Here is a 13788-nt window from a genome sequence, read left to right as displayed (position 1 = left end):
CGGCTGTGCGGCTCCGGCCTCGCTCCGGTCCCGGGCGTGCGTCTCAGCTCTGCAGCGGCAGTCCGCCGAGCAGCGGGTTGTGCTGGTTGAGCGCGCCGGTCGCACCCTTGACCGTGTTGAGCACCGAGTCCTTGTTCTCGGTGTCGAGCGCGTCCGACTGGTGCTGGAGCGGCATCACGTCGACGGGGCCCTTGGTGAGCGAGTTCACGGCGCCGTTGAGGCTGGTGGGCGTGAGGTCGGCCGTGTTGTAGGCGAACGCGGGGGCCGCGGCCCCGGCGATGACCAGGGACCCGGCGACGACGGCGGCAGCCTTCAGGGACTTCATCGTGTTCCTTTCCTCGGCGACCCAGGTCACCTCAGGGAAATCTGACGCCGTGCCTAACGACCTCCGTCCGGGGCGGAAACCCCGAGCGCAGAAAATTTCTGCGACCCACTCGAACGACGGCACCGTGAGGGGCTCAGCGGATCACGACGCCGGTGCCGGGTCCGCCGACAGCTCGGCCGGCAGCGTGACCACGTCGTCGTCCTCGTCGGGAACGGTGACGGTGGCGTCGTCGTCCGGGTCGGTGACGGTGGCGGCCGGGTCGGTGACCGTCGCGGTGCCCGCGGGAAGCATCGCCGACAGGTCGGGCATCATCGCGGACAGGTTCGGGATCATCGTGGACATGTCCGGCACCATCGTGGAGAGGTGCGGCAGCGACACACCCGGAACACTCGGCAGGCCCACCACGCTCGCACTCGACGTGTTCGACGTGCTCGGCAGACTCGGGGTGCTCGGCAGACCCGACGGACTCGGCAGACTCGGCGCCGTCAGGCTGCCGCCGAGCAGCCCGGTGACCACGCCGACGACCCCGCTCACCGTGGCGGTGACCGCGGGGATCAGCTGACCCAGGTCGCCCGAGGTGACCGCCTTCACCAGCGCGTCGAGCGAGCTCTGGAGCGAGGCGAGCGCGTCGTCCTGCGGGTCGGCGGCCCGGTGCTGCTTCCGGCCGGCGGCCGGCTTCACCTCGGCGACGGCGTGCTCGGCCGCGGTCACGAGGCGGTGCGCCTCGCGGGCGGGGAGGCGGCCGTGGCGGTCGGCCAGCACGGTGGTCAGCAGGTCGGTGACGGGGGTGAGCACGCCGCCGTACCGGCCGAGGGTTCCGACCTGCGCGCGCAGCGCGTCCGTGGTGGGGTCGGACGGGCGGGTCGTCACCCGCGTGCGCCCTCCGCCGGTGTCGGCCGCCGACGCGGCGGGGCCGGTGATCCCGACCAGGAGGGCGGCGCAGAGCGCGGAGGACGCGGCGCGCCGGACGGGCAGAGCACGCATGGGTGTTCCCTTCGGTGTTGCGTACGATCTCGCACTCACCGTCGGATCGGCCCGGACCCCCTGCAACCGGACACACGTCCGGTGGACCGGCCGTAGAGCCCCCATGTCCACGTCACGCCTGGTCAGGAACGCGTCAGGAATACGTCGGGCCGGCGCGACCGCCCCGCGCCCGCACGGCCGTTCGGCTCAACGCACGTTCGTACGCGACCGTACGGCCCGCCTGTCCGCCCCCGGCCACCCGAAAACGCCGGACGGCCACCCGAAACCGCCGGACGACCACCCGAAGCCGCCGCAGGCCACCCGAGACCGCCGGACGGCCGCCCCAAAACGCCAGACGGCCGCCCACCCGCGGCAGATGCGCGGAGGGGCGGCCGGCCGAAGGGGCGCGTCGACGTCAGCCGTTGACGCAGGTGTTGCCGAACGCGGGGTTCAGCAGGCCGATCACGTCGATCGTGTTGCCGCAGACGTTGACCGGGATGTGGACCGGAACCTGGACGACGTTGCCCGACAGGACGCCGGGGGAGTGGGCGGCCGCGCCCTGCGCCCCGCTGTCGGCGGAGGCGATGCCGGCGCCGCCGGCGACGGCCGCGGCGGCGGCGGTGGTCAGGACCAGGCCCTTCGCGATACGCGACATGGGAAGGTGCTCCTTGGGATTCGACACAAACATCCGGGCGGGATGCCCAGCGCTGTGTCAACGCGTGGCAGGGCCAGGGGTTGTGCCGCCGATGGAGTGAACCGCGAGGACCGGGATCGACGGTTCCGACACACATGCCCGGTTTCATCTGGTTCGTACCGGTAGCGGCTAGAGTTGCGGTCCTTCCCGACTCGTTGTACGCCCGCTCTTGCGACGTCACCGAAAGGGCACCGCCGGTATGTGCGAACGCCCGGGTCCGCTGCCGCCCGGTGGTGACCAGCCGGGCTTCCGGCTCGTTCCCCAACGGGACGCGGCGTGGGCCGGTGCGCTCGATGCCTCCGGCGCGCACGGCGCGTTCCCGCCGCCGTGACGAGCGCCCCCGTGAGCGAGGAAACCGCGCATGCATCTGTCAGCAACCGGCCCCGGGCCCCGGGTCCTCCACGTGACCCAGCCGGTGGACGGCGGAGTCGCCCGTGTCGTGACGGACCTGGCACGGGCCCAGCTCGCGGACGGTTGGCAGGTCTCGGTGGCCTGCCCGCGGGGCCCGCTCGCGGCCGGACTGCGGCGGCTCGGCGCGGACGTACGGCACTGGGACGCGAGCCGGTCGCCGGGTGCCGGGCTGGCCGACGAGGTGCGGCGGCTGGCCCGGCTCACCGCGGACGTACGGCCCGAACTGGTGCACGCGCACAGCGCGAAGGCCGGACTGGCCGGGCGGCTCGCGGTGCGCGGGCGGATCCCGACCGTGTTCCAGCCGCACGCCTGGTCGTTCGAGGCGGTGGACGGCACCACCGCCCGCCTCGCGCTGCGCTGGGAACGCTGGGGCGCGCGCTGGGCCACCCGGGTGGTCTGCGTCAGCGAGGCGGAGCGCGCGCGGGGCGTGCGCGCCGGTGTGGCCGGGCGCTGGCGGGTGATCCCGAACGGCGTCGAGACGCAGCGGTTCCGTCCGGCCGCCGTGGACTCCGTGCGCGCCGGGCTGCTGCCCGGCACCGATCCGCGCGCGCCGCTCGTGGTCTGTGTGGGGCGGCTGTGCCGGCAGAAGGGACAGGACGTGCTGCTGGCGGCCTGGGAGACGGTCGCCCGCCGGGTGCCCGGGGCGCGGCTGGTGTTCGTGGGCGACGGGCCGGACCGGGAGCGGCTCGCGCGGAGCGCGCCCCCGTCCGTCCTGTTCGCGGGCGCGGTCGCCGACACGGTGCCCTGGTACCAGGCGGCCGACCTCGTCGTGCTGCCCTCGCGCTGGGAGGGCATGGCGCTGGCGCCGCTGGAGGCGATGGCGTGCGGGCGGCCCGTGGTGGTCACCGACGTCGGCGGCGCCCGGGAGAGCCTGCCGTCCGCGCTCGCCTCGCGCTGCCTGGTCCCGCCGGACCACCCGGGCGTGCTGGCCGCCGCCGTGACGGGGCTGCTGGTCGATCCGCCGCTGCGCGCGTCGCTCGGGCACCAGGGCCGCGGCCATGTGCTGGACACGCACGACGTGCGGCACACCGCCCGCGCGGTCACCGGCCTCTACCGCGAACTCCTCGGCCATCGCACCGCGGTGTCGTCCACCGAGTACAGGGAGTCCATCCACTCGTGACTGCGGAAAGCACTGTGCCCTCGCCCGGCGGGCAGCCACGGGACCGCCGGCTCTCGTCCGTCTCCGTCCTCCCGCGCGCCACCGGCTTCCGGTTTCCGGTACGGCGTCCACCGCTGCGGCCCGCCTCGCCGCTGCCGCTGCTGGCTGCGGACCTCGCGGCCGCCCTGCTCGGCGCGTCGGCGTTCGCCGACGGACCGCACCGCCCGGTCCTGACCGCCCTGCTGCCGGCCGGGGCGCTGCTGCTGCGCCCGCGGCCGGCCCGCCCGGCGCCCGGGATGCTCGACGAACTGCCCGCCGTCTGCGGCCGGATCGCCGTCGTCTGGCTGGGGCTCGCGGCGCTGGTGGCGGCGTACGCGCCGGAGCACGCGCTGTCCTGGCGCACCCTGCTGGTCGGCTTCGCGGTGCACGCGGCGGCGGCCTGCGTGGGCCGTGGCCTGGTGCACACCCTGCGGCAGGCGGCGCTGCTGCGCCGGCCGCGCGCGGCCCTGGTGGTCGGCCCGGCGTGCACCGCGCAGCGGGTCGCCGCGGCCGTGCTGCGCCATCCGCGGTGCGGGGTGCGGCCGGTGGGCATCGTCGACGACCGGTCCGCCGACGGCGCCGCGGGGCTGCCGGTGCTGACCACCGGCGAGGAGGTGCAGCGGGCGCTCATCCAGAACGGGGTGCGCGCGGTGCTCACCGTCGATCCGGCGGTGCGCGCCGAACGCGGGCCGCTGCTGCGGGCGCTCGCCGAGTCGGGCTGTGTGGTGTGGGAGGTCGACGCGGACTCGCCGGCCTACGAGATGCGCGAGCAACTGGCCGGATTCTCCTGCCGCCGCCTGGAGATGGGCTCGCGGCGGCGCGGCAGCGCGGGCAAGCGGGCACTGGACGTGCTGGTGTCGGGGGCGCTGCTGCTCCTGGTCTGCCCGGTGCTGCTGGTGTGCGCGCTGGTGCTGCGGGCCACCGACGGACCCGGGGTGGTCTTCCGCCAGGAGCGCATCGGCAAGGACGGAGCGCCGTTCACGCTGCTGAAGTTCCGCACCCACCGCCCGGTCGACGCGCACGAGGCGGCGACCCGGTGGAGCGTGGCGGGCGAGGTGCGGATGAGACCCTTCTGCCGTTTCCTGCGGCAGACCTCGCTGGACGAGCTGCTCCAGCTGTGGAACGTCTTCCGGGGCGACATGAGCCTCGTCGGCCCGCGCCCCGAACGCCCCTACTTCGTGGCCCAGTTCAGCCAGACCCATCCTGGCTACGCGGCCCGGCACCGGATGCAGACCGGCATCACCGGGCTGGCCCAGATCCACGGGCTGCGCGGCGACACCTCGATCGAGGACCGGGCCCGCTTCGACAACGCCTACATCGACAACTGGTCGCTGTGGCAGGACGTCTGCATCCTGCTGCGCACCGCGGCGGCGCTCGTGCGCTCGACGGGGAGCTGATCCGATGAGCCAGGCACGAGTGGCCGAGCCGCTCCGCCCCGCACGGGAAGCCGCGCCCGCGGTCAGGGAGTTGGCGCGGCTGCGGCGGCGCGCCGGGGCGTTCGCGCCGGTCCTTCCGGTGGTCTCGGTGCTCGCCCTGGTGGCGCTGCCGTTCGGCCCGAGCGGCGAGGGCGGGGCGGGACCGGCCGACGCGGTGTCCGGCCTGGTGGTGCTGTACTGCGCGATCCGGCTGCTGCGCGACCGGCGGCGCCCGCTGTCGGGCACGGCCGCCGTGGTGCTGGGGATGCCGGTGGTGGGGCTCGCGCTCGCCGCGATGGACGCGGGCTCGCCGGGCGCCGGGCTGACCGGCCTCGGCCGCTATCTCCAGATCTTCGTGCTGGTCCCGGCGGCCGTGCTGCTGCTGGTCCGCGACCGGGCCGACTTCCGGCTGCTGGCCTGGTCGTTCGTGACGCTGGCGGGGTGGCAGGGGGCGGTCGGCGTGCACCAGTACACGACCGGCACCGGGGCGTCGTACCAGGGCGAGGACATCCGCGCGGTGGGCACGTTCGGCGCGGAGGACGTGATGGGCATGGCGACCGTCGTCAGCTTCGGGCTGGTGTGCGCGGTCGGCCTGGCGCTCGGCCGTACGCCGCTGCGGCAGCGGGCGCTCGCCGCGGGCTGCGCGATGGCGCTGCTGGTGCCGCTCGCGCTCTCCTTCAGCCGGGGCGCGTGGATCGCCACGGCCGTGGCCTGCGGGGCTCAGCTGGCGCTGGCCGGGCCCCGGCGGGCGCTGCGGACGGCCGCCGTCGCGGTGGCGGCGGGCGTGGTCCTGGTGGGCGGGTTCGGCGTCGGTACGGCGATGCTCCAGGAGCGCATCGACAGCATCACCAAGGTCACCGACGCCCCCGACCAGTCCGTCACCGACCGCTACACCATGTGGGCGGCGGCCACCGGCATGTGGCGCGAACACCCGCTGACCGGTGTGGGGTTGAAGGGCTTCCCGGACCACCGCGACGGGCACGCCTCGCTCGCGCTGTCGTCGGGCAGCGACACCGGGGGCGCGGGCGCGGCCTACCGCAAGCAGCCGCTGCTCTCCCCGCACAACATGTATCTGCTGGTGCTCAGCGAGCAGGGGCTGATCGGTCTGGTCGGGCTCGCGGGGAGCTGGCTGGCGCTGCTGGTGTGCGCGTTCCGGGGGCTGCGGCGGGCCCACGGCCCCGCCCCCGACCGCGGCCTCGACTGCGCGCTCGTCGCCTGCGGGCTGCTGGTCTGGCAGTTGACGGACTTCGTGTACGCCGACATCGGCGGCACCTCGACCGTGCTCACCGCCGTGTGCTTCGGACTGGCCGCGTGGTGGGCGCTCACGGACGCCGGTGCGGACGCCGGTACGGCCGCGGGCGACCGGTGCGCGGGCGCGCGGGCCGCCGGGGAGGCCGCGCTCCGATGACGGTGACCCCCGCCCGGCCGCCGGGAGCCGACGCCCGGCCGACCGTACCGCGGGCCCGGACCTCCGAGGAGGACACCGCACGCGCGCCCGCGCCCAAGGGGTTCCTCGCCCGCGCCGCGTTCGTCACCGTCGCGCTCTCCCTCGCGGGCGCGGTGCTGGGGCTGCTGCGCGACCAGGCGCTGGCCCGGCTGTTCGGGGCGGGCAGCGAGACCGACGCGTTCCTGGTGGCGTGGACGGTGCCGGAGTTCGCGGCGACCCTGCTCATCGAGGACGGGCTGGCGTTCGCGCTGGTCCCGGCGTTCAGCAGGGCGCTGGCCCGGCGGGCGCAGGGCGTGCCGGGCGACCCGGTGCGCGCGCTCGTGCGGGTCACGCTGCCGCGGCTGACGCTCGCGTTCGTCGCGGTGGCGGCGCTGCTCATCGCGGCGGCGCCGTGGCTGGTGCGGGCGCTCGCGCCGGGGCTGCCGCACCCCGCCCTGGCCGTGTCCTGCACCCGGCTGACCGCGACCTGCGTCGTCAGCTTCGGGCTGGCCGGGTACTGCAGCGCGGCCCTGCGCGCCCACCGGCGCTTCCTGGCCCCGGCGGCGATCTACGTCGCCTACAACGCGGGGATCATCACGGGGATGTTCGCGCTGGGCGGCCGCTGGGGCGTGCGGGCGGCTGCCGCCGGGGTGGCGGTCGGGGGGCTGCTCATGGTGGCCACCCAGCTGCCGTCCCTGTGGCGCCGGTTGCGCACCCGCGGGCCGGTGGGGGCCGATCGCGCAGTTCCCCGCGCCCCTTTCGGGGCACGGCTGCGAGGAGCCCCCGATAGGGGCGCGGGGAACTGCGCGAACGAGCCCCACCGGCCCGCAGGTGTCCAGGAGACCGTCCAGGAACCCGTGCCGCCCGCAGGGAGAGACCGCTCCATCGATCTCGCCCTCATCGGCACCGTCCTGCTCTTCGCCCTGTGCCGCCAGTCCCAGGTCCTCATCGAGCGGTTCCTCGCCTCCCGGCTCCCGTCCGGCGCCATCTCGCATCTCAACTACGCGCAGAAGGTCGCCCAGATGCCGATGGCGCTGTCGCTGATGCTGTGCACGGTCACCTTCCCGGTGGTGGCCCGCGCGCTCGCCGACGGAGACACCGAGCGGGCCCGCACGCGCGTGGAACGCGATCTGGCGCTCGTCGCCACGCTGGTGCTGCTGGGCACGGCCGTCGTCGTCGCCTGCGCGCCGCAGATCATCGACGTCCTCTTCCAGCGCGGCGCGTTCACCGCGCGGGACACCGCGGCGACGGCCGGCGTCATGCGGGTGTACGCGCTCGGGCTGCTCGGCCAGACGCTGACCGGCGCCCTGGTCCGCTCGTACTTCTCGGCGGGCCGCGCCACCTGGTACCCGGTCGCGTCGATGACCGCCGGGATCGTCGTCACCGCCTGGATCGGCGCGCTGGCCGTGGGCCCCTGGGGCGTGCTCGGGATCGCCGCCGCCAACGCGACCGGGATCACCGTCACCGCCGTACTGCTGCTGGCCGGGATGGGCACGGCGCGGGCCGCCCGGCACGGCGCGCCGCGGGGCATCCCGATCCGCACCCGGAGCGTGCTGCGCGAGCTGGGCAAACCGGTGCGGGCGGCACTGGTGGCGACGGCCGCCGGGGCGTTCGCGGCGAGCCGCACCGGCACGCCGGTCGCCGGACTCGCCGTCGGCACGCTCACCGTGACCGTGGTGTTCGTCCTGCTCGCCCGCGCCCTGGACGCCCAGGGCGTGGCGCCGGCCCTCCGTACCGTCCGCACCGTCACGCAAAGGCTCGCGCATGGCCTCTTCCGTTGAAGTCGGCTCCGCCGTCCCCCGCGCCGCCGCGCGGCGCGCCCCGGTCCCCTGGGTGGCGATGTACCACTCGGTCGGTGACTGCTCGGACGACCCCTACCGCGTGACGGTCACCCCCGAACGGCTGGAGCGGCAGCTGCGGTGGCTGCGCGGACGCGGCCTGCGCGGGGTCTCCATGGCCGAACTGCTCGCCGCCCGCGCCCGCGGCGGTGCGCGCGGGCTGATCGGGCTGACCTTCGACGACGGCTACGCCGACTTCGCCACCGGCGCGCTGCCGCTGCTGCGGCGCTGGCAGTGCAACGCCACGCTGTTCGTGCTGCCCGGCCGGCTGGGCGGCGAGAACGCGTGGGACCCGCTGGGCCCGCGCAAGCGGCTGCTGGACGCCGACGGCATCCGGCGGCTGGCCGCGCAGGGCGTGGAGATCGGCTCGCACGGCCTCGCGCACATCGACCTGACCGGAGCCGACGACGCCACGCTGCACGCGGAGGTGGCCCGCAGCCGGGCCCTGCTGAAGGAGCTGACCGGCACGCCGCCGGCCGGGTTCTGCTATCCGTACGGCGCCCTCGACACCCGGGCCGTGACCGCCGTGCGCACGGCCGGGTACCAGTACGCCTGCGCGATCGACCCGGGCCCGCTCACCGGCCCGCACGCGCTGCCCCGGCTGCACATCGGGCAGAACGACACGGCCCTGCGCCTGTATCTGAAGTACCGGCTGCACCGGCTGCGCCGCCGGCCGGTGGAGGGCGGCTGAGATGAGAACCCTGCATGTCATCACGGGGCTCGGCGTCGGCGGCGCCGAGCAGCAGCTGCGGCTGCTGCTGCGGCATCTGCCGGTCGACTCCGAGGTGGTCACCCTCACCAACCCGGGCGCGGTCGCCGACGGTCTCGCGGCCGACGGGGTGCCGGTGCACCACCTGGCCATGAGCGGCAACCGCGACCTGGCCGCGCTCCCCCGCCTGGTCCGGCTCATCCGCTCCGGCGGCTACGACCTGGTCCACACCCACCTCTACCGGGCCTGTGTCTACGGCCGTCTCGCCGCCCGGCTCGCGGGGGTGCGGGCGGTGGTCGCGACCGAGCACTCCCTGGGCGACACCCAGATGGAGGGCCGCCGGCTCGGCGCGGGCGTGCGGGCGCTGTATCTGGCGACCGAGCGGCTGGGCCGCGCCACGGTCGCGGTCTCGCCGACAGTCGCCGAGCGGCTGCGCCGCTGGGGCGTGCCGGAACCGCGGATCGAGGTGGTGCCCAACGGCATCGACGTGGACCGCTTCCGCTTCGACCCGGTGCGCCGCCACCGCACCCGGCAGCGGCTCGGGCTGCCCGAGGACGCGTACGTCGTCGGCGGGATCGGGCGGCTCGCCGCGGGCAAGCGGTTCGACGTCGCCGTACGGGCGCTGGCGCTGGCGCCGCCGGACCACTGGCTGCTGCTGGTCGGCGGCGGGCCCGAGGAGAGCATCCTGCGGCGGGCCGCGCACGACGCGGGCGTGGCGGACCGGGTGCTGTTCGCCGGGGAGCGGCCGTATCTGCCGGACGGCTCCCCCGGGCCCGATCTGCCCTCGCTCGCCTCGGCGATGGACCTGCTGGTCTCCCCGTCGCCGGAGGAGGCGTTCGGGCTGGCGATCGTGGAGGCGCTGGCGGCCGGGCTGCCGGTGCTCTACGCCTCCTGCCCGGCCATCGAGGACCTGCCCGCGGAGGCGGCCGCCGGGGCCCTCCGGGTCCGCGGCGGGCCCGAGGAGTTCGCCCGTGCCCTGGCCGCGGTCCGCGCGGCCGGCCCGGTGAGCCGGACGGCCCCGCGCGCCGCCCACCACTACTGCATCACCCGCAGCGCCGCCCAGCTGATGGACGTCTACGCGGCAGCCGTCGCCGGCCCGGCCGGACCGGCCTCCTCTTCCCCGTCACCCCAGGGAGTCAGTTCGCCATGACCGAGAACCCGACCGGACACCACCGTCCGACCCGCCCGCCGTCCCGGCGGTGGCTGCCGCCCTGGGCCCTGATCGCGGCCGGCACGCTGGCCGGGGGGCTGCTCGGCGGCGCGTACGGCGTGCTGAAGCCGCCGCAGTACACGGCGACCAGCTATGTCGTCGCCGTGCCGACCGCGCAGTCCGACCCGGCGTCCGCACTCGGCTTCGCACAGGCCTACGGCCGGGTCGCCACGCAGATCGCGGTGCTCGGGGACGCGCAGGTGTGGGCGGGGGTGCCGGTGAACACGCTGAAGGACAGCGTGCAGACGGCGACCTCGCCGGACGCGCCGATGGTCGCCGTCTCGGCCACCTCCACGCGGGCGGATCTCGCGGCGGACATGGCGAACGCGGTGGCCCGCTCGCTGACCCAGCACGCCAACGCCGACAAGGCGCAGACCCATGTCGGGCTGATCCAGTTCTCCCGCGCGGTCAAGCCCACCGCGCCGTCGTCGGCGTCGCCGGTGGTGACCGGGCTGGTGGGCGCGAGCGCGGGCGGGCTGCTCGGCGGGCTGGCGCTGCTGGTCCGGCCGCGGCGCCCGCGCGAGGAGGACACCGGGCGGCCCGCCTCCGTGCCGGGCCCGGCCGTCGCCGCCGACGCGCACGGCCGGCTGTGACCCCGCGGTACGCCGCCGACGTCGTCACGGACGAGCGCGCCTTCGCCGGACTCGGACCGCAGTGGGCCCGGCTCTACGGGCGGTGCGGCACGGCGACCCCGTTCCAGAGCCATGCCTGGCTGCACTCGTGGTGGCTCTCGTACGGCATCCGGGGGCGGCTGCGGCTCGTGGTGGTCCGGCACGGCGGTGAACTCGTCGCGGCCGCGCCGCTGCTGCGGGTGCACCGCCCGGTCCCCGCGCTGGTGCCGCTCGGCGGCGCGATCTCCGACTACGGCGACGTCCTCGTCGACGACGAGCACGCCGAGGCGGCCACGCGGGCGCTGGCCGAGCGGCTCTTCGCCGCCGCGCGCACCGCGCTGATCGACTTCCGTGAGGTACGTCCGGGCGGGGCGGCGGAGCGGGTCCACGACCAGTGGAGCGGCCCGCGCCGCCGGGTGACGGACTCGCTCTGCCTGGAGCTGCCCGCGGTGCCGATGGCCGACCTGGTCGCCAGGCTGCCGTCGGGCAAGGCGCAGCGGGTGCGGGCCAAGCTGCGCAAGCTGTCCGCGCTCGGCGTCGAGCGGCGGGTGGTCCCGCCGGACGGGGTGGACGGGGCGCTGCGCCGGCTGCTGGAGCTGCACCGGTTGCAGTGGCAGGGGCGGAAGGTGACCACGGAGCACCTCCAGGACCGGTTCTGCGAGCACCTGGTGCGCTCGGTCGGGCCGATGGTGCGCTCGGGCGACGCGGTGGTCACCGAGTTCCGGCTCGGGCAGGACGTGATGGCGGTGGACCTGACGCTGGTGTCGCGGCGGCTGGCGGGCGGCTATCTGTACGGCGCCCATCCGGGGCTCAGGGAGCGCAAGGCGGACGTGGCGGTGATGCTGCTCGACGCGTGCGCCGAGCGGGCCGGCGCCGACGGGCCGGCCACGCTGAGCCTGCTGCGCGGCGACGAGTCGTACAAGCACCACTGGCGTCCCGAACCCGTCGTCAACCAGCGGCTGTTGCTGGCGCGGCGGCGGACCGCGCCCCTCATGTCGGCGGTGCTGTGCGAGGCGGCCGCGCGCCGGTACGGCAGGGAACTGCGGGACCGGCGGCGGGAGTCGGCGGACCGCGGGGCCGGCGGCGGAGCGGGCTGAGCCGGTCCGCCGCCACCCGCCGACCGCCACCCGTCACCCGGTGCCGGACGCGGCCTTCGACCACCAGTCGAGGCGGACGCAGACCTTTCCGCCGATCCAGTACTCGACCCAGTCGCCGAGGTCCAGCGGGACACAGCTGCCGGGGGGCGGGTCGGCGGGCGCCGTGGTCGCCGCCGGATCGGGGGCCGTCGGAGTGGGGGTCGTCGGAGTGGGGGTCGTCGAGGCGGGGGTCGTCGGGGCCGGGGCGGTCGGGGCCGGGTCGGTGTGGCCGGAGAGGGCGGACCGGTAGACGGCGGACGCCTCGGGGTTGTCCCCGCACTGCCACACGCCGTGCGGGCAGTAGTCGGTCACCGTGTTGTAGAGCGGCTTGTGCTCGCCCATCCAGGCGAGCATCCGCCGCATGTAGTCGGCGTCGTCGCCGTTGCGGAAGAGGCCCCATTCCGGGTACGAGATGGGCTTGTCGTGGGCCTTGGCGAAGTCGACCTGCGCCTGGAGGCCGTACGGTTCGCTGATCTGCTGGTCGAAGGTGCGGCCGGCCGGCTGGTCGTAGGAGTCCATGCCGACGATGTCCACCGTGCCGTCTCCCGGGTAGCACTCCGTCCACGGCACGGCGTCCAGGCCCCGGCTGGGCGTGAAGTCGAAGCGGAAGTGCTGCCCCGGCACCGAGCGCATGGTGGTGACGATCCGGTTCCAGTACGTCTTCCAGCTCGCAGGGTCCGGGCCGCACCGGTGGCTGTACGTCGTGCCGTTCATCTCCCAGCCGAGCACGATCACGGTGTCCGGCACCTTCCGCGCCACCAGCCGCTCGGCGAGCGTGCGGAAGTGCGCGTCGTAGAACCCGGCGGCGCCGCGGCGCAGCTTCGCGCGCACCACGGCGTCGGACAGACCGTCCTCGTTGCGGTTCAGCATGGGCACGTTGAGCACGAGCATCCGGTCGGCCTTCGCGGTGCGCCAGGCGGCCCACGGGTCCAGGATGTCGGGCGATCCCTCGATCTCGGACCAGCGGTCGCCCCGCAGATAGGTGTGGCCGACGCGTGGTTCGGCGCCGCCCAGCCAGCTGCCGAGCCGCTCCGTGAGGGAGACGCCGAGGGCCCCGGAGCCGAGGAAGGCGCCGAAGGCCGGGGCGGGGGTCGAGGCCGGGGCCGGAGTCGAGGCCGGGGCCGGCACCGGGGTCGGCGGGGGCGTGGCGCCGGGGACCGCGGCGTACACCGGACCGGACGCCATGGCTGTCGCGGCCGCGACCGTGACCGCGAGGAACGCCGGTCGCCGGGACCGTGCGTGTCGCTGCTGCGGGGTCATGCCTGCTCCTTCCTCCGCTCTCGTGCTTCCTCGCGGTGCCGCCGAAGTGGGGCTGCTTCTCGGCTTTCTGACACGGCGATTACTGACACCCAGTCATATCGATATGACTTTTGCCAGCGCAGGTAGGGCTTTCGGGTGGGCCGAGCGCCCGCACGGGTGAACGGAGGACCAGGCTCGTCAGACAGGCTCTGGGGCCACGCTGATCAGCGCCCGAGGGTGGCGCACGGCCGACGGACCGTGCGCGGGCACGACTCGGGCCCCGGCCGCACAGGAGATCGGCCGGGGCCCGAGAACGCGCTCAGCGACGGGACGCGGCGCGGCCGCGCCGGTACAGGATCGCTCCGCCCGCGATCAGCGCCGCGCTGACACCGGAGGCCGCCAGCATGGCCTGGCTACCGGTGTGGGCGAGGGTGGGCGGGTGCTCGTGGTGCCCACCGCCGCCACCACCGCTCGGCGGGGTCGGGGTGTGCTCGCCGCCGCCGTAGGGAGGAGGCGTGTGGTCGCCGCCGTGCGGGGGCGGGGTGTGCTCGCCACCGCCGTACGGAGGAGGCGTGTGGTGACCGCCACCGTGCGGAGGGGGCGTGTGCTCGCCACCGCCGTAGGGAGGAGGCGTGTGGTGACCGCCACCGTGCGGCGGAGGCGTGTGGTCGCC

General features: G+C 75.6%; 13 protein-coding genes. 8 read left to right on the top strand and 5 right to left on the bottom strand.

The window, feature by feature from the left end; genetic code table 11:
* Positions 1–43: 43 nt before the first annotated feature.
* The 3 genes from WN71_RS02355 to chpG form a co-directional block, all read right to left on the bottom strand.
* Positions 44–325, bottom strand: a complete 282-nt coding sequence (locus WN71_RS02355) for a hypothetical protein (RefSeq protein WP_046586914.1) — start codon at positions 323–325, stop codon at positions 44–46.
* 141 nt (positions 326–466) lie between these two features.
* Positions 467–1309: a hypothetical protein gene (locus WN71_RS02350; RefSeq protein ID WP_052743072.1), complete on the bottom strand. Its 843-nt coding sequence runs from the start codon at positions 1307–1309 to the stop codon at positions 467–469.
* Between the two features lie 394 nt (positions 1310–1703).
* Positions 1704–1943 (bottom strand): chaplin ChpG, encoded by a 240-nt coding sequence (gene chpG, locus WN71_RS02345; RefSeq protein ID WP_046586915.1) that lies wholly within the window; start codon positions 1941–1943, stop codon positions 1704–1706.
* A 400-nt stretch (positions 1944–2343) separates the two neighbouring features.
* On the opposite strand from chpG, the gene WN71_RS02340 reads away from it, so the two are divergent.
* Genes WN71_RS02340 through WN71_RS02300 form a run of 8 tightly spaced genes read left to right on the top strand, consistent with a single transcriptional unit; the run spans position 2344 to position 11837 of the window.
* Positions 2344–3513 (top strand): glycosyltransferase, encoded by a 1170-nt coding sequence (locus WN71_RS02340; protein WP_046586917.1) that lies wholly within the window; start codon positions 2344–2346, stop codon positions 3511–3513.
* Complete coding sequence (locus WN71_RS02335; RefSeq protein ID WP_046586919.1) at positions 3510–4928, top strand: exopolysaccharide biosynthesis polyprenyl glycosylphosphotransferase; 1419 nt, start codon at positions 3510–3512, stop codon at positions 4926–4928. Before WN71_RS02340 ends, WN71_RS02335 begins: the two co-directional genes overlap by 4 nt.
* A gap of 4 nt (positions 4929–4932) precedes the next feature.
* Complete coding sequence (locus WN71_RS02330; RefSeq protein ID WP_079177597.1) at positions 4933–6354, top strand: O-antigen ligase family protein; 1422 nt, start codon at positions 4933–4935, stop codon at positions 6352–6354.
* Positions 6351–8153: a murein biosynthesis integral membrane protein MurJ gene (gene murJ / locus WN71_RS39450; protein ID WP_046587021.1), complete on the top strand. Its 1803-nt coding sequence runs from the start codon at positions 6351–6353 to the stop codon at positions 8151–8153. The genes WN71_RS02330 and murJ overlap by 4 nt, the downstream gene beginning before the upstream one ends.
* Positions 8137–8901, top strand: a complete 765-nt coding sequence (locus WN71_RS02315; RefSeq protein WP_071369794.1) for a polysaccharide deacetylase family protein — start codon at positions 8137–8139, stop codon at positions 8899–8901. Before murJ ends, WN71_RS02315 begins: the two co-directional genes overlap by 17 nt.
* A 1-nt stretch (position 8902) precedes the next feature.
* Complete coding sequence (locus WN71_RS02310) at positions 8903–10069, top strand: glycosyltransferase (RefSeq protein ID WP_046586923.1); 1167 nt, start codon at positions 8903–8905, stop codon at positions 10067–10069.
* Entirely contained in the window at positions 10066–10722 is a 657-nt protein-coding gene (locus WN71_RS02305; protein ID WP_046586925.1) for a YveK family protein, read from the top strand. The genes WN71_RS02310 and WN71_RS02305 overlap by 4 nt, the downstream gene beginning before the upstream one ends.
* Positions 10719–11837 (top strand): GNAT family N-acetyltransferase, encoded by a 1119-nt coding sequence (locus WN71_RS02300; RefSeq protein WP_071369793.1) that lies wholly within the window; start codon positions 10719–10721, stop codon positions 11835–11837. The genes WN71_RS02305 and WN71_RS02300 overlap by 4 nt, the downstream gene beginning before the upstream one ends.
* Positions 11838–11870: 33 nt before the next feature.
* On the opposite strand, the gene WN71_RS02295 is transcribed toward WN71_RS02300, so the two are convergent.
* Complete coding sequence (locus tag WN71_RS02295) at positions 11871–13136, bottom strand: glycoside hydrolase family 26 protein (protein WP_046586930.1); 1266 nt, start codon at positions 13134–13136, stop codon at positions 11871–11873.
* 298 nt (positions 13137–13434) lie between these two features.
* On the bottom strand, positions 13435–13788 hold a 354-nt coding region (locus WN71_RS42495), incomplete at its 5' end, for an LPXTG cell wall anchor domain-containing protein (RefSeq protein ID WP_143074792.1).

The sequence above is a fragment of the Streptomyces mangrovisoli genome (assembly GCF_000974985.2).
Taxonomy (GTDB): Bacteria; Actinomycetota; Actinomycetes; order Streptomycetales; family Streptomycetaceae; genus Streptomyces; species Streptomyces mangrovisoli.
This window is presented reverse-complemented; position numbering and strand designations above follow the sequence as displayed.